We start from the raw sequence: 18,828 nt of genomic DNA, 5'->3' as shown, positions 1-18,828 counted from the left end.
TAGCCAATTGAGTACTGGCTGCTGCTGCAACTGCCAGTGCGATCATGCTCCACTTCATCACGCGCATCGTGATTTGCTCCTTTGGTTTTAGAAGAGTACTGCCGTCCCACCTGTTTTATTATCTGGGCGGCTCTTTCTTTTTGTGTCGGCGCAAACTTATATCACGCCGACAATGTTGGCGATACTTGCGTATCTAACCTTTCGCCTTCTTTACGACCCTGTCGCAAACAGCGTGCTAGATGTCGCAAATTTCCAGCTCCGACGCAACCGGGCTGACAACTTTAATGCTGTTTTCTGAACCTTGGCGTCGGTAAAAAGAGTCCTGGTGAAACGTTTGAATCTCCATCGGGCTACCTTGCCGCTGTTTTTTTTTGCCTCAAGACCTCCGCTTCCAGCGGGTGTCACTCAGGCGATATTGGGTATGAATGCAACAAGCGTGCACAAATCCGGGTTTTGCTGCGGTTTTTTTCTCATTGACCGCCTGACGCTGTAAAAACCTCATAAAACCGGGGGTTCAAGCACCTTTAGTTCGGGCTTGACGCCTTGCCTGACATCATGTTGTACCGTTCTGGTCGACTGAATGACAAGCAAAAATGTTACCGGTTCACCCCGCCAGTGAGTAGATGGCGGATGTCGAAGCATTCAGCGTAGACCCACTGTGCGGTTTTGGTGCAAAAAAATTTTAGCCTGATGCTGAATTCATCCAGGTCGACCGCTTGTTCGAAGCGAACTCCTTGTTGTTAATCAGTCACTTCGGCGTTTTTTGCTGGCCTGTCAGTTCTGTAATGGTGCGCCACAACGAAAAATGTCTCATCCGAGGGCGGGCTGTCAGCCTTTCGCTGGCGCTCATGGGCTCTGTGCAAGGTTCGTCGTGAAGCGTGCGCCGTTCGCAGGTATGCTGCCGTCCGGTCGCTTGGTGCGCTGTCCCTCGGGATGGACGCTAAGCTGAAAATGATGCCCCGGCGGGAGTGTGCGCAGTGTTCGCTTTAGATCCACGACTTCAACAAGACACGTTACCGATCGGGGACTTTCCGCTCTGCCGGTTGCTGTTGTCCAACGACTCGAACTATCCCTGGTTCATCCTGGTACCTCGTCGTGAGGCTATCAGTGAGATATTTCAGTTGGATGTCGCAGACCAGCAGCAGCTTTGGCTGGAGACGACGGCGCTTTCGCAAGTGCTCAAGGACTCGTTCGACGCGGACAAATTGAATGTTGCGGCGCTGGGTAACGTTGTCAGTCAGTTGCACATGCATGTGATTGTGCGCAAGCGCGAAGATGCCGCCTGGCCAGCGCCGGTTTGGGGTAAGCATCCGGCAAAACCCTACGGTTCGGAGCAGATCGCCGCCATTCGCGAACGTTTGCGTCTGATTTTGACCGATGATTTTACGTTTCTGGAGGGCTGAACCATGAGCCTGGAAGAGCGCGTTACCGATCTTGAAAGTCGCCTGGCGTTTCAGGATGACACCATCCAGGCATTGAATGATGTGCTGGTGGCGCAACAGCGGGTGGTCGAGCGTCTGCAGCTGCAAATGGCTGCACTGCTCAAGCGGCAGGAGGAAATGGTCGGCCAGTTCGAGTCATTCGAGGAGGAAGCGCCGCCACCGCACTATTAAGCAAGGCGCAAGCATAAAAAAACCGCGAACAGCCCGGGCTGTGCGCGGTTTTTTTTAGCCTTGAATCAGCGGCGCGGCAGTGCGGCGATCACATCTTCGGCTTGCAGGCCCTTGTCACGATTCATGACGGAGAACTCCACACGCTGGCCTTCGACCAGGACACGGTGACCTTCGCCACGAATGGCCCGGAAGTGCACGAAAATATCGTCACCGGAGTCGCGGGAAATAAAGCCGAAGCCTTTGGACGTGTTGAACCACTTGACGGTGCCGGTATCGCGGTTGCTCATGTCGTAGCTTGGCGAGGCGGCGACCGGTGATGACTTGTAGAAGCTGATGGCCAGGTGCAGAAAAACAGCAACCACGGCGGCGATCAGGCTGAACAGAACGGCGGGTTGACCGGCGATGACAGGCATCGGAGCGATCAGCGTCAGGGTTTGCAGGACCACAGCCAGAACCAGCAGGGCGCTGACCAGGTTTTGCAGTTGATGGCGCGGGCCTTTGTTCCAGTAAGGGATGACAGGTGCAAGTGTGAGGTTGAGCAGGCCGAAAAAGGCCAGGTACAGAGCATCGGGTTGTTGCAGGTAAGGTAAAGCCTCGGACCGCAGGCTAGGGATGAAGGACAGCAGCAAGGCCGCTGCGCCTATCAGTAGATGGACGATTTTCAACATTTTGATTAACTCACGTTAAGACAGCTCACAAGGAAGAGCTGATGGCGCACGGTTCGCTTCAAAACAATAAAGAGGCGTTGGACACGTACCCGGTATCAGCCTATGCGCCGTACCCGGAAAAATAGGCATTGGCGACACACCGTCTATTTAACAGCAAAGCCGCGGGCTACTCAAATCAGGGCGTCCGGCGGCTCTTTTGGGGCGATTTGCCGCAGGTTGCCCGAAGTTCCGGAGCTGCGGTAAGGCGGCCGACTTGCTGCCCAGCGTATGCAGGTGCATGAAAAAAAACGGCGTGGATGCTTCGCACTCTGCTGGATCAGTAACGCTCGCGTGCGTGGATGACGCCTTGAAGTGTTGTTCGCGCTCTTCTTTCCTACGTCATTCAATACTGTGCTTCTGAAGGGGGTGTCACTTCGCTGCGTGGGAAAATGTCCGGAGTAGGACGTTCTCCAGGGTCTGCCAACAGTTGTTGGCTTATCCTACGCCGAGGGTCATAAAGTCGTCTGGATATACCTTTGTATCTGCGTTTTTATAAGTCGACAGACAGTTGCTCTTAAGGAAACCAGGATGGCAAAGGAGTGTCAGCGTTATGGTTTATGAAAGGCAAGAAGAGAGGCGATACGGTTCGCACAAGGATGTAAGGGTTGACCCATTCGTTCGTGAGTTCGATATGGGGTTGGCCCAGCCCTTGTCCCGCTCCGTACGATTGAATGGCTTCGCCACCTGTTTGCGGCTTGAGCAGGTTTATTGGAAGATTTTGGGGGAAATGGCTCGGGTCAATTGTTGCTCGGTTAGTAGCCTGTTATCTCATGTGGATCGCGAAGTTCACTTGCGTCACGGCGGGGTAAGGAATTTCAGTGGGTTGGTGCGGGTTGTCTGTGTCGTGCACAGTCTCAGGGAAGGGGGTTGCATCGTCACGACCTAGTCTGGACAGCGAAAGCAGCAGAGTGTCGGTCTGTGCTGTCTTACGGCTGCACAGGCCGCATTTAATGGATATAATCCCGCTCTTTGCCGCAAAACCCTGCGTGTGCGGTAGCAATCTGATCGCCGAGACAACCTCCATGCCGATGTACGATTATCAATGTGCTTCCTGTGGTCATCAGTTGGAAGCCATTCAAAAGATCAGCGATGCACCGCTGGTCGACTGCCCTGCCTGTCAGGCGCCAGAGCTTAAAAAACTGCTGTCCATGCCGGGCTTCCGCCTCAGCGGCACCGGTTGGTACGAAACCGATTTCAAGACCGGTTCCAAGAAGAACCTGGCCGGCGGCGACAAAGCTGACTAAGGTCTGGACCCCGGGTTGAACCACACGCGTGAGCTCTTGCATCACCCGACGACTTTTTAAAGACGGGGCTGCTGTAGGATCTCCACCGAATTTCGAATTACGAGAAGTGAAAACACGACCATGATGCGCAGCCATTATTGCGGCCAACTGAACGAAAGCCTGGACGGCCAGGAAATTACCCTTTGCGGATGGGTCCACCGTCGCCGTGACCACGGTGGGGTGATTTTCCTCGATATCCGTGATCGTGACGGTCTGGCCCAGGTCGTGTTCGATCCGGACCGCGCGGAAACCTTCGCTGCTGCCGATCGTGTGCGCAGCGAGTACGTCGTGAAGATCACCGGCAAGGTTCGCCTGCGTCCGGCCGGTGCGACCAACGCCAACATGGCGTCGGGCATGATCGAAGTCCTCGGCTATGAACTCGAAGTGCTGAACGAATCGGAAACCCCGCCGTTCCCGCTGAACGAGTTCTCCGACGTCGGCGAAGAAACCCGCCTGCGCTATCGCTTCCTCGACCTGCGTCGCCCGGAAATGGCCGAGAAGCTGCGTCTGCGTTCGCGCATGACCACCAGCATCCGTCGCTTCCTGGACGAGAACGGCTTCCTCGACGTCGAGACGCCGATCCTGACCCGCGCCACCCCTGAAGGTGCTCGCGACTACCTGGTGCCGAGCCGTACTCACGCCGGTTCGTTCTTCGCCTTGCCGCAATCGCCGCAACTGTTCAAGCAACTGCTGATGGTGGCCGGCTTCGACCGTTACTACCAGATCGCCAAGTGCTTCCGTGACGAAGACCTGCGGGCCGACCGTCAGCCGGAATTCACCCAGATCGACATCGAGACCAGCTTCCTCGATGAAAAAGAGATCATGGGCCTGACCGAGCAAATGATCCGCAACCTGTTCAAGGAAGTGCTGGGCCTGGAATTCGGCGAGTTCCCGCACATGACCTTCGAAGAAGCCATGCGTCGCTACGGTTCCGACAAGCCAGACCTGCGTAACCCGCTGGAACTGGTGGACGTGGCTGATCAGCTCAAGGAAGTCGATTTCAAGGTGTTCAGCGGCCCGGCCAATGATCCGAAATGCCGTATCGCTGCCTTGCGCGTACCTGGCGGGGCGAGCATGCCGCGCAAGCAGATCGACGACTACACCAAGTTCGTCGGCATCTACGGTGCCAAGGGCCTGGCGTACATCAAGGTCAACGAGCGCGCCAAGGGTGTTGAAGGCCTGCAGTCGCCAATCGTGAAGAACATCCCTGAAGACAACCTCAACGTGATCCTCGATCGCGTCGGTGCGGTCGACGGCGATATCGTGTTCTTTGGCGCCGACAAAGCCAAGATCGTCAGCGAGGCCCTGGGCGCGCTGCGGATCAAACTGGGCCATGACCTGGACCTGCTGACCTGCAAGTGGGCGCCAATGTGGGTCGTCGACTTCCCGATGTTCGAAGAAAACGACGACGGCAGCTTCACCGCCTTGCACCACCCGTTCACCGCACCGAAGTGCACCCCGCAAGAGCTGGAAGCCAACCCGGCTGGCGCTCTGTCCCGTGCCTACGACATGGTGTTGAACGGCACCGAACTGGGTGGCGGTTCGATCCGTATCCACCGCAAAGAGATGCAACAGTCGGTGTTCCGTCTGCTGGGTATCAATGAAGCCGAACAGGAAGAGAAATTCGGCTTCCTGCTCGACGCCCTGAAGTACGGCGCGCCGCCGCACGGTGGTCTGGCCTTCGGTCTGGACCGTCTGGTGATGTTGATGACCGGCGCCCAGTCGATCCGTGAAGTGATCGCCTTCCCGAAAACCCAGAGCGCGGCGGACGTCATGACTCAGGCACCGGGCCAGGTGGATGCCAAGGCATTGCGCGAGTTGCACATTCGTCTGCGCGAAACGCCTAAGGCTGAGTAAGGTCGACCTGAAGGCGCATCTTCGGATGCGCCTTTTTTCTATCTGTAAAGATCGAAAACGGGTCGGGATTTTTATTTGCCGGCTGGCGCATCATGGCGTGGCGGGCAATGTTTCAAAGAGAATTCGGAGCGAGTTATGGCAGGTCATTCCAAGTGGGCGAACATCAAGCACCGCAAAGAACGTCAGGATGCCAAGAGAGGCAAGATCTTCACCAAGTGGATTCGCGAGCTGACCGTCGCAGCCCGTCAGGGTGGCGGTGATCCGGGCTCCAACCCGCGGCTGCGTCTGGCGCTGGACAAGGCCCTGGGTGCGAACATGAGTCGTGACATCATCGATCGTGCTGTCGCCCGCGGTACCGGCGCTGCCGATACCGATGATGTGGTCGAGCTGACCTACGAAGGTTACGGTCCGGGCGGTGTGGCAGTGATGGTCGAATGCATGACCGACAACCGTAATCGCACTGCAGCCGCTGTTCGTCACGCGTTCAGCAAGTGCGGTGGCAACCTCGGGACTGACGGTTCGGTGGCCTATCTGTTCGAGCGCAAGGGGCAGATTTCCTTCGCTGCCGGCGTGGATGAAGACGCGTTGATGGAAGCGGCCATGGAAGCCGACGCCGATGACGTGGTGACCAACGAAGACGGTTCCATCGATGTGTTCACCTCGTTTGCCGGTTTCTATTCCGTGCGTAATGCACTGGAAGCAGCGGGTTTCAAAGGTGACGACGCGGAAATCGTCATGTTGCCGACCACCAGCGCCGAGCTCGATCTGGAGGGCGCCGAGAAAGTCCTCAAGCTGATCGACATGCTCGAAGACCTGGATGACGTGCAAAACGTCTATTCCAACGCGGAAATTCCGGAGTCGGTGGCCGCGCAGCTCGGTTGACCCGCTTCCTTCTGTAGGAGCGAGCCCTGCTCGCGAAAAACCTGAGAGCGACGCTAATCTAAAGCGTTGCGTTATCGTTAAGGTCCATCGCGAGCGAGCTCGCTCCCTACAGCGAGCGGTGTCATGGCCGACGCGTTATTTCAATTTATCCGCAGGCGTTATGACTTTAATTCTTGGTATCGACCCCGGTTCACGCATCACCGGTTACGGTGTGGTTCGTGATACCGGCCGTGGTTGTGAGTACGTCGCCTCCGGTTGTATTCGCACCGGTGCCGGCGAGTTGCATGAGCGTCTGCAGATTGTCTATCGCGGTGTGCGGGAGATCATTCAGACCTATGGCCCGGTCACCATGGGCATCGAAAAAGTGTTCATGGCCCGTAACGCCGACTCCGCCCTGAAACTGGGGCAGGCCCGTGGCGCCGCTATCGTGGCGGGGGCGGAAGAGAGTCTGGAAATCGCCGAGTACACGGCGACGCAGGTCAAGCAGGCAGTAGTCGGCACCGGTGCGGCCAACAAGGAGCAGGTGCAGATGATGGTCATGCATATGTTGAAGCTGACCAGCAAACCGCAAATCGATGCTTCGGATGCCCTGGCCATTGCCATCTGCCATGCTCATACCCGTTCCAGCCTGCTGCCCCATGGTCTGGGAGCGGCACGCAGTCGTGGCGGGCGCCTGCGTCTCTGATAGCATCAGCAATCATTTTTATGGAGTGGGGGGTGTTTCGCCTGGGTCGTCGGCGGTACTTCCTCGCTCTGTCAGTCGCTGGCCCAGAGCTGGCCAACGCTCAAGGATTTGTAACGTGATTGGACGTTTGCGCGGCACCCTGGCTGAGAAGCAGCCACCGCATCTGATTCTGGATGTAAACGGTCTGGGTTATGAACTTGAAGTGCCCATGACGACTCTTTATCGCTTACCGTCGGTCGGTGAGCCGCTGACCTTGCACACCCATTTGGTGGTGCGCGAAGACGCACAGTTACTCTATGGTTTTGTCGGCAAGCGTGAGCGGGACTTTTTTCGTGAATTGATCCGCCTCAATGGCGTCGGTCCGAAACTGGCGCTGGCCTTGATGTCGAGCCTTGAAGTCGACGAACTGGTGCGTTGCGTGCAGTCCCAGGATACTTCGGCGCTGACCAAGGTCCCGGGTGTCGGCAAGAAAACCGCCGAACGCTTGCTGGTGGAACTCAAGGATCGCTTCAAGGCCTGGGAAACCGTACCGGCCATGTTCGCCCTGGTGCCGAACCAGCCGGATGGACCCGCCCCGGTGAACACTGCCGAGAATGACGCCGTCAGCGCCCTGATTTCCCTGGGCTACAAACCCCAGGAAGCCAGCAAGGCGGTGTCTGCAATCAAAGAAAAAGGTTTGAGCAGTGAAGACATGATCCGCCGCGCCTTGAAGGGAATGATCTAAGTGATTGAAGCTGATCGTCTGATCGCTGCCACGCACAGCCCGCGTGAGCGCGAAGAAGTCCAGGACCGGGCGATTCGCCCGGTCAGCCTGGCCGAATACATTGGCCAGCCGACCGTTCGCGAGCAGATGGAGTTGTTCATTCAGGCTGCCCGCGGTCGTAACGAGTCCCTGGACCACACGCTGATCTTCGGGCCGCCCGGCCTGGGCAAGACCACCCTCGCCAACATCATCGCCCAGGAAATGGGGGTGTCGATCAAAAGCACCTCGGGGCCGGTGCTGGAGCGACCCGGTGACCTGGCGGCGCTGTTGACCAACCTTGAGCCTCACGATGTGCTGTTTATCGACGAAATCCATCGTCTGTCGCCCATCGTTGAAGAAGTGCTGTACCCGGCCATGGAGGATTTCCAGCTCGACATCATGATCGGCGAGGGGCCGGCCGCGCGCTCGATCAAGCTGGATTTGCCGCCGTTCACCCTGGTCGGCGCAACGACGCGGGCGGGGATGCTGACCAACCCGTTGCGTGACCGTTTCGGCATCGTCCAGCGTCTGGAGTTCTATAGCAATGCCGACCTGGCGACCATTGTCGGTCGTTCGGCGAACATCCTCGGTTTGCCGCTCGACCCGGAAGGCGCCTTCGAAATCGCCCGTCGCGCCCGTGGCACGCCACGAATCGCCAACCGACTGCTGCGTCGGGTGCGTGATTTCGCCGAAGTTCGCGCCAAGGGGCATATCACCAAGCCGATTGCCGATCTGGCGCTGAACCTGCTGGACGTCGACGAGCGTGGTTTCGATCACCAGGACCGGCGCCTGTTGCTGACCATGATCGAGAAGTTCGACGGCGGGCCAGTCGGGGTCGACAGCCTGGCCGCGGCCATCAGCGAAGAGCGTCACACCATTGAAGACGTGCTGGAGCCTTATCTGATCCAGCAGGGCTATATCATGCGCACGCCACGGGGGCGGGTGGTGACGCGGCATGCCTACCTGCATTTCGGTTTAAACATCCCGTCACGATTGGGCGAAATGCCCGTGGTAGACGAGTTCCTCGATGCCAGTGACGATTAATTAACATTGCGTGCTGATTTTTTCGGGCAATGTAGGGTCCCAGGACCGTACTTTCGAAAGAAAGCCGCAGAACAATGAAAAACAGTTGCCTGGCCGGATTGGCAACCTGAGGAGTAAGCACTAGAGTATGCGCGCGCAAAACGGGCTTGAGCCTTTCGCACATCGTTGTCGCGTTTATTACGAGGACACCGATGCGGGCGGCATCGTGTATTACGTCAATTACCTCAAGTTTATGGAACGGGCTCGAACCGAGCGGCTACGAGATCTGGGCTTTGCCCAATCGCAGCTGGCAGGGGAGGACCTGTTGTTCGTCGTGCATTCCAGCGAAGCGCGCTACCACGCGCCGGCGCGACTGGATGACGAACTGATGGTAAGCGCTGAAGTAATCGAATTGAACCGTGCCAGCCTGCGCTTTAAACAGCAGGTCAGGCGGGCGACGGATAATGTGCTGCTCTGCGAAGGGCAGTTTCTGGTGGCCTGTGTGCGCACTGAAAGTTTGAAACCCCGGGCCATTCCCGAAGCTCTACGAGCGGCCTTTGCCGACGTGAGCGGCGCGGGTACACACTCAAAGCAGGAGATAAAGCGTGGAAGCTAACGTCGTCGACCATTCCTCCATGTGGAGCCTGGTCAGCAATGCCAGTATCGTGGTGCAACTGGTAATGCTGACCCTGGTAGCCGCATCGGTGACCTCGTGGATCATGATCTTTCAGCGCAGCAACCTGCTGCGCGCCGGTCGACGTGCCCTGGAGAGCTTTGAAGAGCGCTTCTGGTCGGGAATCGACCTGTCCAAACTCTACCGTCAGGCCGGCAGCAACCCGGACCCGGATTCGGGCGTCGAGCAAATCTTCCGTGCCGGATTCAAGGAGTTCTCCCGTCTGCGCCAGCAGCCAGGCGTTGACCCGGAAGCGGTCATGGAAGGTGTGGCCCGTGCCATGCGCGTTGCCATTTCCCGCGAAGAAGAAAAGCTCGAGCAGAGCCTGCCCTTCCTGGCCACCGTCGGTTCCGTCAGCCCGTACATCGGTCTGTTCGGCACCGTCTGGGGCATCATGAACTCCTTCCGTGGTCTGGCAACCGCCCAGCAAGCGACCCTGGCCACTGTGGCGCCAGGTATCGCCGAAGCACTGATCGCCACGGCGATCGGTCTGTTCGCTGCCATTCCAGCCGTTATCGCTTACAACCGTTTTGCTGCTCGCAGCGAAACCCTGCTGGGCCGCTACTACACCTTCGCCGATGAGTTCCAGGCGATCCTGCACCGCAAAGTGCACACCAGCGAAGAATAAGCAGGTAATTTCCAATGGCTTTAATCGCTCGAGCTCGCAAAAAGCGCAAGCCGGTCGCCGAGATGAACGTGGTGCCTTACATCGACGTGATGTTGGTGCTGCTGGTCATCTTCATGGTGACCGCGCCGATGCTCAATCAGGGCGTGAAAGTTGATCTGCCCAAGGTTTCCAGTGAAGCCTTGCCGCAGGACAACAACACCCAGGTCCTGACCATTTCCATCAAATCCGACAAGACCTACTACTGGAACCTTGGCAGCGAAGTCGACACAGACAAGCAGCAAGACCGGGCCATGACCCTGCCGCAGATGACTGACGCGGTGACCAAGATCATTCGCGTCGGCAACGAAGGCGGCAAGCGTACCCAGGTCTTCATTCGCGGCGACAAATCTGTCGATTACGGTTCCGTCATGGGGGCCATGGGCGGATTGCAGAAAGCCGGGGTCGGTAATGTTGGCTTGATTACCGAGGCGCCCTGATGCAGCAACAGCGAGAGCCGTCCGCCTCGGAAAGCTACTTCTGGCCTAGTGTCTGGGCGATTGGCTTGCACGTGCTGGTGTTCGGCATGCTGTTCGTCAGTTTTGCCTTTACCCCGGAACTGCCGCCGGCCAAGCCGATTGTCCAGGCGACCTTGTACCAGCTGAAATCGAAAAGTCGGGCGACCACCCAGACCAATCAGAAGATTGCCGGTGAGGCGCAGAAATCTGCTGCGCGTCAGACCGAAGTCGAGCAGATGGAACAGAAAAAGGTCGAACAGGAAGCGGTGAAGGCTGCGGAACAAAAGAAAGAAGAGGCGGCTCAAAAGGCCGAAGAAGCCAAGAAGGCCGACGAGGCGAAGAAAGCGGACGAGGCGAAAAAGGCTGATGAAGCCAAGAAAGCCGACGATGCGAAGAAAACCGCGGAAGCCAAGAAGGCAGAAGAGAAACAATTGGCTGATATAGCCAAGAAGAAAGCTGAAGAAGAAGCCAAGAAGGCTGCTGAAGAAGAGGCCAAGAAAGCGGCCGCTGAAGAAGCCAAGAAAAAGATCGTCGAAGACGCGAAGAAGAAAGCCGCGGAAGACGCCAAGAAGAAAGCCGAGGCTGAAGAGGCGAAGAAGAAAGTCGCCGAAGAAGCGAAGAAGAAAGCTGCTGCCGATGCTGCGAAGAAGAAATCGCAGGACGCGGCACGTAAATCCGCCGAAGACAAAAAGGCCCAGGCCCTGGCAGATTTGCTTTCCGATACGCCGCAGCGTCAGCAGGCCTTGGCCGATGAGCAGGGTGACGAAGTCGCCGGCAGTTTCGATGATCTGATTCGTGCTCGTGCAGCGGAAGGCTGGGCTCGTCCACCTTCGGCACGCAAAGGCATGACGGTCGTGTTGCAAATCGGCATGTTGCCGGACGGTACGGTGACCTCGGTCAGCGTGGCCAAGTCCAGTGGTGACGGTCCGTATGACGCATCGGCTGTTGCCGCGGTGAAGAATATTGGACGTTTGACAGAAATGCAGGGAATGAAGCCGAGTGATTTCGCTCCGTATCGTTCATTCAAGATGACATTCACACCTGAGGATCTAGCCTTGTGAGAAACCTTCTACGAGGAATGCTGGTCGTTATCTGCTGCATGGCAGGGATGGCGATGGCAGATGAGAAAAACATTCTGGTTACCAGCGGCAGCGATCGGGCCACCCCGATCGCCGTTGTGCCGTTCGGCTTCCAGGGCGGTAGCGTGCTGCCAGACGACATGGCGGAAATCATCGGTAACGATCTGCGCAACTCGGGTTACTACTCGCCGCTTCCAAAGCAGAACATGATCAGCCAGCCGAGCCAGGCCAGCGAAATCATCTTCCGTGACTTCAAGGCACTGGGTGCCCAGTACGTCATGGTCGGCAGCATTGTCCCGGCGGGCGGTCGCCTGCAGGTGCAATACGCACTGTTCAACGTGGCCACCGAGCAGCAAGTGCTGACCGGCAGCGTGTCGGGCGGCGTCGATCAGTTGCGCGACATGGCGCACTACATCTCCGACCAGTCGTTCGAAAAACTCACGGGTATCAAGGGTGCCTTCTCGACTCGTCTGCTGTACGTAACGGCCGAACGTTTCTCCGAGAACAACACTCGCTACACCCTGCAACGCTCGGACTACGACGGTGCTCGCGCCGTGACCCTGCTGCAGTCGCGCGAGCCGATCCTGTCGCCGCGTTTCGCACCGGATGGCAAGCGCATCGCTTATGTCTCCTTCGAGCAGAAGCGTCCACGCATCTTCATGCAGAACATCGACACCGGTCGCCGTGAGCAGATCACCAACTTCGAAGGCCTGAACGGTGCGCCAGCCTGGTCGCCGGATGGCAATCGCCTGGCGTTCGTGCTGTCGAAAGACGGCAACCCGGACATCTATGTGATGAACCTGGGTTCGCGTCAGATCTCCCGCGTCACCAGCGGTCCCGGCATCAACACCGAACCGTTCTGGGGCAAGGATGGCTCGACCATCTACTTCACTTCCGACCGTGGCGGCAAGCCGCAGATCTATAAGACCAGTGCCGGTGGTGGCGGTGCCGAACGCGTGACTTTCGTCGGTAACTACAACGCCAACCCTAAATTGTCGGCTGATGAAAAGACGCTTGTCATGATTCACCGTCAGGAAGGCTTTACCAATTTCAAGGTGGCGGCCCAGGATTTGCAACGTGGTAGTGTAAAAATCCTCACTGATAGCACTCTGGACGAGTCGCCTACTGTCGCGCCCAACGGCACCATGGTAATCTACGCCACCCGCCAGCAGGGCCGGGGAGTCTTGATGCTCGTGTCCATCAATGGACGCGTAAGGCTCCCGCTTCCTACCGCACAAGGCGAAGTCAGAGAACCTTCCTGGTCCCCTTACCTGAACTGACGCGGCGCTATACGTTGTACTTAACACACTGGGGTTCATTAGGAGTTTCACGATGGAAATGCTGAAGTTTGGTAAATTTGCTGCGCTGGCACTGGCCATGGCTGTAGCTGTAGGTTGCTCGTCCAAAGGCGGCGACAATGCCGGTGAAGGCGCGGTAGATCCAAACGCTGGTTACGGCGCAAACACTGGTGCAGTTGACGGCTCCCTGAGCGAAGAAGCTGCACTGCGCGCTATCACCACTTTCTACTTCGAATACGACAGTTCGGACCTGAAGCCAGAAGCCATGCGCGCTCTGGACGTTCACGCCAAAGACCTGAAAGCAAACGGCGCTCGCGTTGTTCTGGAAGGCAACACCGACGAACGTGGTACTCGTGAGTACAACATGGCACTGGGCGAGCGTCGTGCGAAAGCCGTTCAGCGCTACCTGGTACTGCAAGGTGTTTCCCCAGCTCAGCTGGAACTGGTTTCCTACGGCGAAGAGCGTCCAGTTGCTACCGGCAACGACGAGCAGTCCTGGGCTCAAAACCGTCGCGTCGAACTGCGTAAGTAATTCGTCATGCGAACGTGCCGTCGTGCTGTAACTGTTCTGGCTCTCAGCCTCGCGCCGCTTGCGGTGTGGGCTGCGGTTCCTGTGGTCGATGACAACTCCGGTTATAACAATAGCGGGAGCAGTTATCCGCCTGCAGGTTACGGTACGAACGGCGCCTATGCCGGGGGAGGGGTTTCGGCCCCTGTCTCGGCACAGGGCGAGCTGTTCAACCAACTGCAATCAATGCAGCAACAGATCGAGCGCCAGCAAGGTGCGATTGAAGTTCTGCAAAATGATGTAGCGCGCATGAAGCAGGAAAACCTGGAGCGATATCAGGATCTTGATCGGCGCATAGGAACCGGCGTTGCACCAGCCGCGACTCCTGAAAATTCTTCCACCGGTGGTGATTCGAATGCCTCCGGCGCAGCCGCAGGTGCGGCAACTGGCGCAGCCGCTCAAGCACCCGCCGCGGGTAGCGAGCCGGCAGATCCGGCGAAGGAAAAGCTCTATTACGATGCTGCCTTCGACCTGATCAAGGCCAAGGATTTCGACAAGGCCAGCCAGGCTTTCGCCGCATTCCTGCGCAAATACCCGAATAGTCAATACGCGGGCAATGCCCAGTACTGGTTGGGCGAAGTAAACCTGGCCAAAGGTGATCTGCAAGGTGCAGGTCAGGCATTTGCCAAGGTTTCGCAGCTGTATCCGAAGCACGCCAAAGTGCCTGATTCGCTGTACAAGCTCGCTGATGTGGAGCGCCGCCTGGGTCATACCGACCGGGTCAAAGGCATTCTGCAGCAGGTTGTGTCCCAGTATCCGGGCACTTCCGCCGCTCAGCTGGCTCAACGCGATCTGCAGAAGATGTAAGCCAGTTTGACCCGTTTCGAAGAAACCCGCGCTTGTCGCGGGTTTTTTCGTTAGAATTCACACCCTTTTTCTGAAACACGCTTTTTGGGATCTGCGCATTGCCGGGGTTCCTTGAAGTGCCTGACGGAGGCGGACAGCCTGTTTAGCTGTTACGCCCGTGGCGACTATGCAAGACACATTGAGAATCACCGAAGTTTTCTACTCGTTGCAGGGTGAAACGCGGACTGCCGGCCTGCCCACTGTTTTTGTGCGCCTGACCGGTTGCCCTCTGCGTTGCCAATACTGCGACAGCGCCTACGCGTTCACGGGCGGAACCATTCGCACGCTCGACGACATCCTCGAGCAGGTCGCCGGTTTCCGCCCGCGTTATGTCTGCGTCACGGGCGGCGAACCCTTGGCGCAACCCAACGCCATTCCCTTGCTCAAGCGCTTGTGTGACGCCGGTTACGAAGTGTCACTGGAAACCAGTGGCTCTATTGATATCTCGGCAGTAGATTCCCGGGTCAGTCGCGTCGTCGACCTGAAAACCCCGGGTTCGAAGGAAGCACACCGCAATCGCTACGAAAACATTGAGCTGCTCACGCCCAACGACCAGGTGAAGTTTGTCATCTGCTCGCGGGAGGACTATGACTGGTCCGTTTCCAAGCTGATCCAGTACGGTCTGGACCAGCGTGCCGGTGAAGTCCTGTTCTCGCCAAGTCACCATGATCTCAATGCCCGGGACCTGGCGGACTGGGTGGTGGCGGACAACCTGCCTGTGCGTTTGCAATTGCAGCTGCATAAATATCTATGGAATGACGAGCCGGGGCGCTGAAATGACTGAACAACTGAATACTCCTGAAAAACGTGCGGTCATCCTGCTGTCCGGTGGCCTGGACTCGGCAACCGTCGTGGCCATGGCGCGCGCCGAAGGCTATAGCTGCTACACCATGAGCTTCGACTACGGTCAGCGTTCTCACGCCGAATTGCACGCCGCCGAGCGTGTGGCCCGAGACCTGGGTGTGGTCGAGCACAAGGTAATCGGTCTGAACCTGAACGGAATGGGCGGCTCGGCGCTGACCGACAGCAGCATCGATATTCCGGAAGAGCAGGGCGAAGGTATTCCGGTAACTTACGTGCCTGCGCGTAATACGGTGTTCCTGTCCCTGGCCCTTGGCTGGGCAGAAGTGCTCGGCGCACGCGACATCTTCATCGGCGTCAATGCGGTGGATTACTCCGGTTACCCGGACTGTCGTCCCGAGTTCATTGAGTCGTTCGAGCGCATGGCCAATCTGGCCACCAAGGCCGGCGTGGAAGGCAATGGTTTCCGCATCCAGGCACCGCTGCAAAACCTCAGCAAAGCGCAGATCGTCCAGGCGGGCGTGAAGCTTGGCGTGAACTACGGGCTGACCGTTTCCTGCTATCAGGCCGACGATAACGGTCGCGCGTGCGGCAAGTGCGACAGCTGCCGACTGCGTGCAGAAGGCTTTGCGGCAGCCGGAATCAGCGATCCAACCCCTTATTTTTGATTTATTTCAAAATAGGTGTTGAATAGTCCTTAAAAATCAGTATTATACGCGCCACCACACAGCGGGTCGTTAGCTCAGTTGGTAGAGCAGTTGGCTTTTAACCAATTGGTCGTAGGTTCGAATCCCACACGACCCACCATTTTTGGCGGTTTAGAAAATCCGGAAGGCCCACGCAAGTGAGGATTTCCGGGTTTTTTTTTGCCCGCGATTCAGGTCCGCCTTGCTCCAGGCTGCTGCCTATGACGCAGGTCAGAATCACCTTTTGCATCCGTCGGATATTCTGTAGCCTTGCGCAACTTCAACGCTGTCCGTGCCTGATGAATACTCACTTTCCCGGCGGTACCCTGAAGGGTACGGAGCCGGGTGTATACTCGACTTTCGCGCGAATGCGCCTGCAGGTCTTGCGAACATGACGCAAATTTCCGAACGCCTTCTGGTTCAAGCCCACCTCGACGCCAAGCAGCCCAAGCCGCTGACCGCCGATGAAGAGGCCTATTACCGTGCTGCCATCGCTGCCGAGCTCAAGGCTCAGGACGCGGTGCTGGTGGCGCACTTCTATTGTGACCCTGTCATTCAGGCGCTGGCCGAAGAAACGGGCGGCTGTGTCTCCGACTCGCTGGAGATGGCCCGTTTCGGTAACGCCCATCCGGCCAAGACCGTGGTCGTCGCCGGCGTGAAGTTCATGGGTGAGACTGCCAAGATCCTCAACCCGGAAAAGCGCGTGCTGATGCCGACGCTCGAAGCGACCTGTTCGCTCGACCTGGGTTGCCCGGTGGATGAGTTTTCCGCGTTCTGCGATCAACACCCGGAGCGCACGGTGGTAGTGTACGCCAACACTTCGGCTGCGGTAAAAGCCCGAGCGGATTGGGTGGTGACTTCAAGCTGTGCACTGGAAATCGTCGAAAGCCTGATGGATAACGGCGAGACCATCATCTGGGGCCCGGACAAGCACCTGGGTACCTACATCCAGCGCCAGACCGGTGCCGACATGCTGCTGTGGGACGGTGCCTGCATCGTGCACGAAGAGTTCAAGTCCAAGCAGCTTGAAGACATGAAGGCGCTGTACCCGGATGCGGCGATTCTGGTGCACCCCGAGTCGCCGACTTCGGTGATTGAACTGGCCGACGCCGTGGGCTCCACCAGCCAGTTGATCGCGGCGGCACAGAGCCTGCCCAACAAGACGCTGATCGTTGCCACCGACCGCGGCATCTTCTACAAGATGCAGCAGCTGTGCCCGGACAAGGTCTTTATCGAAGCCCCGACGGCGGGTAACGGCGCGGCGTGCCGCAGTTGTGCGCATTGCCCGTGGATGGCCATGAACACCCTTGAGCGGACGCTCAAGGCGTTGAAAGAAGGGGCGAACGAGATCTTTGTCGACCCGGCCCTGATTCCGCAGGCGATCCGGCCGCTCAAGCGCATGCTCGACTTCACTCAGGCGGCGCGGATGAAGCTGGCGGGTAACGCATAAGATCTTTCAACCAAGCGCAAAAAACTGTGGGAGCGAGCTTGCTCGCGATAGCGGCGTATCAGTCATCATTGAAATTGACTGACACTACGCCATCGCGAGCAAGTCGGATCGCCGCACCGTCGCTCCCACAGTGGTTTCTGCGTCGGGAAATTATTTGGTCTTCTTTGGAATCCGCACGAGCTGGGTATTGGAATACATGTCGTGCCAGCTGCGCTTTTGCTTGTCGAACAACGACCAGAGGAAGCCCAGGCCAACACACAGCAGCGAAGCGATCGATACCACAAAACGCAGCAGCGCCTGCCACAGGCTGATGGACGAGCCATCGGCGTTCTGTACCCGGATACACCAGACTTGCATGCCCAGGGTCTGACCGGACCAGGTCCAGAATTTGGCGAAGAAGCCGAACAGTACGAACAACAGCACCGTCGAGAGAAGGGGGTCACCGTCCAGCGCGCCGGCTTCGGTCAGGGTACGCATCCTTTCTTCGCCGATGATCGCCATCTGGATCATCTTGTAGATGCCGCTGGTGACGATCAGCAGGGCGGTGCACAGCAGGAAATCATAGAACATGGCTGCCAGGCGACGACCCAGGCCAGCGGCAGGAAAGTCGCCCTGGGGAGTAAGCAGGTGTTTCGACATGGCAGGCTCTCGGCGAAAAAAGAAGCCATTTTACGGATTTACGCGCACAAAAAAGCCCCTGATGTCAGCATCAGGGGCTTTTTCGTTACAGAAGATTAGGCTTCTGCTTGTACTTCGTCAGCCTGCATGCCTTTCTGGCCCTGCACGGCGATGAAAGTCACTTTCTGGCCTTCTTTCAGGCTCTTGAAGCCGTTGCCCTGGATGGCGCGGAAATGCACGAACAGATCCGGACCGCTTTCAGGAGTGATAAAACCAAAACCTTTCTCGTCGTTAAACCACTTGACGGTACCGCTCTGACGTTGGGACATTTCTTATTTCCTTTGACGCAAAAAATTAATGACAGTCTCCTTCTCGTGAAAGAGTACTGGGGCTGGTTGCAGGAGAGTAAGAAGACGTCGAACGGGATGTAGCTAACTTGTAGGCTACTGCCCAGGTCACGATTCCAAGCGACCCATGCAAACACAGTGAACAAACTCTACGCCAACTACGGGAGAAAAAACAAGCCCTGTGAAGGCCCCGTATTTCCTCAGGTTGATGGCAAAGTCAGTCCACTCGTGGCGCCTTATACGTTAACGTTGTTCAATTGTTTTCGATCGTTATAAGCAAAGTTCATAATCGAAGCTTAGAGTCAAACAATGCACTATTTTATGGCGGTTGCGTTACACATTAGTGCACAGTTAACGCAACCGCGTTACTTATAGAAACATTCAATCAGCCACGATAGTAGCGTTGTGGAACGAATGGCATTTTGCTTACAAGCAAAGGCACCTTTTTCCCACGAACAATCGCCCAAACGGGTGTGTCCAGTGCGATGTAAGCGCTGTCGACATAACCCATGGCCAGCGGCCCGCCCAGGGTCGGGCCGAAACCGCCG

General features: G+C 57.4%; 23 protein-coding genes and 1 tRNA gene. 20 read left to right on the top strand and 4 right to left on the bottom strand.

All coding sequences use genetic code 11. The annotated features are described in order from the left end of the window. The first annotated feature begins 977 nt into the window (after window positions 1–977). Both PMI29_RS21975 and PMI29_RS21980 read left to right on the top strand, forming a co-directional pair. Window positions 978–1,403 carry an HIT domain-containing protein gene (locus PMI29_RS21975; RefSeq protein ID WP_007995645.1) on the top strand — a complete coding sequence of 142 codons (426 nt, stop codon included), beginning with the start codon at window positions 978–980 and terminating at the stop codon, window positions 1,401–1,403. 3 nt (window positions 1,404–1,406) lie between these two features. Beyond that, the gene (locus tag PMI29_RS21980) at window positions 1,407–1,613 is read left to right on the top strand and encodes a SlyX family protein (RefSeq protein ID WP_007977339.1); all 207 of its coding nucleotides are present in this window, start codon (window positions 1,407–1,409) and stop codon (window positions 1,611–1,613) included. 65 nt (window positions 1,614–1,678) lie between these two features. Here PMI29_RS21980 and PMI29_RS32815 read toward each other — a convergent pair whose 3' ends face one another. Beyond that, on the bottom strand, window positions 1,679–2,281 hold the full coding sequence (locus PMI29_RS32815; RefSeq protein WP_007995644.1) for a cold-shock protein: 603 nt from the start codon (window positions 2,279–2,281) through the stop codon (window positions 1,679–1,681). Window positions 2,282–2,870: 589 nt separating this feature from the next. On the opposite strand from PMI29_RS32815, the gene PMI29_RS30905 reads away from it, so the two are divergent. From PMI29_RS30905 to nadA, 18 genes are all read left to right on the top strand, one after another. Next, entirely contained in the window at window positions 2,871–3,206 is a 336-nt protein-coding gene (locus tag PMI29_RS30905) for a ribbon-helix-helix domain-containing protein (RefSeq protein WP_007995643.1), read from the top strand. A 136-nt stretch (window positions 3,207–3,342) separates the two neighbouring features. Next, a complete protein-coding gene (locus PMI29_RS0129935; RefSeq protein WP_032829812.1) occupies window positions 3,343–3,564 on the top strand; it encodes an FmdB family zinc ribbon protein in 222 nt (73 codons plus the stop codon). 120 nt (window positions 3,565–3,684) lie between these two features. After that, complete coding sequence (aspS, locus tag PMI29_RS21990) at window positions 3,685–5,460, top strand: aspartate--tRNA ligase (RefSeq protein WP_007995642.1); 1,776 nt, start codon at window positions 3,685–3,687, stop codon at window positions 5,458–5,460. 135 nt (window positions 5,461–5,595) lie between these two features. Further along, entirely contained in the window at window positions 5,596–6,342 is a 747-nt protein-coding gene (locus tag PMI29_RS21995) for a YebC/PmpR family DNA-binding transcriptional regulator (protein ID WP_007995641.1), read from the top strand. A 160-nt stretch (window positions 6,343–6,502) separates the two neighbouring features. Further along, window positions 6,503–7,027, top strand: a complete 525-nt coding sequence (gene ruvC, locus PMI29_RS22000; protein WP_007990733.1) for a crossover junction endodeoxyribonuclease RuvC — start codon at window positions 6,503–6,505, stop codon at window positions 7,025–7,027. A 115-nt stretch (window positions 7,028–7,142) separates the two neighbouring features. Further along, window positions 7,143–7,751, top strand: coding sequence for a Holliday junction branch migration protein RuvA (gene ruvA / locus PMI29_RS22005; protein WP_007995640.1), 609 nt, complete (start codon window positions 7,143–7,145; stop codon window positions 7,749–7,751). Further along, window positions 7,752–8,813 (top strand): Holliday junction branch migration DNA helicase RuvB, encoded by a 1,062-nt coding sequence (gene ruvB, locus PMI29_RS22010; protein WP_007990728.1) that lies wholly within the window; start codon window positions 7,752–7,754, stop codon window positions 8,811–8,813. Window positions 8,814–8,940: 127 nt separating this feature from the next. Further along, entirely contained in the window at window positions 8,941–9,408 is a 468-nt protein-coding gene (gene ybgC, locus PMI29_RS22015; RefSeq protein ID WP_007995638.1) for a tol-pal system-associated acyl-CoA thioesterase, read from the top strand. Then, window positions 9,398–10,093: a protein TolQ gene (gene tolQ, locus PMI29_RS22020; RefSeq protein ID WP_007995636.1), complete on the top strand. Its 696-nt coding sequence runs from the start codon at window positions 9,398–9,400 to the stop codon at window positions 10,091–10,093. Before ybgC ends, tolQ begins: the two co-directional genes overlap by 11 nt. Before the next feature lie 23 nt (window positions 10,094–10,116). Beyond that, window positions 10,117–10,569 carry a protein TolR gene (gene tolR, locus PMI29_RS22025; RefSeq protein WP_162130673.1) on the top strand — a complete coding sequence of 151 codons (453 nt, stop codon included), beginning with the start codon at window positions 10,117–10,119 and terminating at the stop codon, window positions 10,567–10,569. Further along, window positions 10,569–11,648, top strand: coding sequence for a cell envelope integrity protein TolA (tolA, locus tag PMI29_RS22030; RefSeq protein WP_007995633.1), 1,080 nt, complete (start codon window positions 10,569–10,571; stop codon window positions 11,646–11,648). The genes tolR and tolA overlap by 1 nt, the downstream gene beginning before the upstream one ends. A gap of 17 nt (window positions 11,649–11,665) precedes the next feature. Continuing rightward, entirely contained in the window at window positions 11,666–12,946 is a 1,281-nt protein-coding gene (gene tolB, locus PMI29_RS22035) for a Tol-Pal system beta propeller repeat protein TolB (protein WP_177323268.1), read from the top strand. A gap of 52 nt (window positions 12,947–12,998) precedes the next feature. After that, a complete protein-coding gene (gene pal / locus PMI29_RS22040) occupies window positions 12,999–13,496 on the top strand; it encodes a peptidoglycan-associated lipoprotein Pal (protein WP_003178634.1) in 498 nt (165 codons plus the stop codon). Window positions 13,497–13,502: 6 nt separating this feature from the next. After that, complete coding sequence (ybgF, locus tag PMI29_RS22045) at window positions 13,503–14,339, top strand: tol-pal system protein YbgF (protein ID WP_007995630.1); 837 nt, start codon at window positions 13,503–13,505, stop codon at window positions 14,337–14,339. Window positions 14,340–14,505: 166 nt separating this feature from the next. After that, window positions 14,506–15,153, top strand: a complete 648-nt coding sequence (gene queE / locus PMI29_RS22050) for a 7-carboxy-7-deazaguanine synthase QueE (protein ID WP_007995628.1) — start codon at window positions 14,506–14,508, stop codon at window positions 15,151–15,153. 1 nt (window position 15,154) lies between these two features. After that, entirely contained in the window at window positions 15,155–15,847 is a 693-nt protein-coding gene (gene queC / locus PMI29_RS22055; RefSeq protein WP_007995626.1) for a 7-cyano-7-deazaguanine synthase QueC, read from the top strand. Between the two features lie 63 nt (window positions 15,848–15,910). Beyond that, window positions 15,911–15,986: transfer RNA gene (locus PMI29_RS22060), tRNA-Lys, on the top strand. A 270-nt stretch (window positions 15,987–16,256) separates the two neighbouring features. Continuing rightward, complete coding sequence (nadA, locus tag PMI29_RS22065) at window positions 16,257–17,315, top strand: quinolinate synthase NadA (RefSeq protein ID WP_007995624.1); 1,059 nt, start codon at window positions 16,257–16,259, stop codon at window positions 17,313–17,315. A gap of 150 nt (window positions 17,316–17,465) precedes the next feature. Here nadA and PMI29_RS22070 read toward each other — a convergent pair whose 3' ends face one another. The 3 genes from PMI29_RS22070 to PMI29_RS30900 form a co-directional block, all read right to left on the bottom strand. Continuing rightward, window positions 17,466–17,954, bottom strand: a complete 489-nt coding sequence (locus PMI29_RS22070) for an RDD family protein (RefSeq protein WP_007995622.1) — start codon at window positions 17,952–17,954, stop codon at window positions 17,466–17,468. 95 nt (window positions 17,955–18,049) lie between these two features. After that, the gene (locus tag PMI29_RS22075) at window positions 18,050–18,262 is read right to left on the bottom strand and encodes a cold-shock protein (RefSeq protein ID WP_007977299.1); all 213 of its coding nucleotides are present in this window, start codon (window positions 18,260–18,262) and stop codon (window positions 18,050–18,052) included. A gap of 403 nt (window positions 18,263–18,665) precedes the next feature. Beyond that, window positions 18,666–18,828: glycine cleavage T C-terminal barrel domain-containing protein (locus tag PMI29_RS30900; RefSeq protein WP_007995621.1), on the bottom strand; the 163-nt coding region annotated here is incomplete at its 5' end.

Source organism: Pseudomonas sp. GM49 (assembly GCF_000282355.1).
GTDB lineage: Bacteria > Pseudomonadota > Gammaproteobacteria > Pseudomonadales > Pseudomonadaceae > Aquipseudomonas.
The sequence above is the reverse complement of the archived record's forward strand: the minus strand, read 5'-3'. Positions and strand labels throughout refer to the sequence as shown.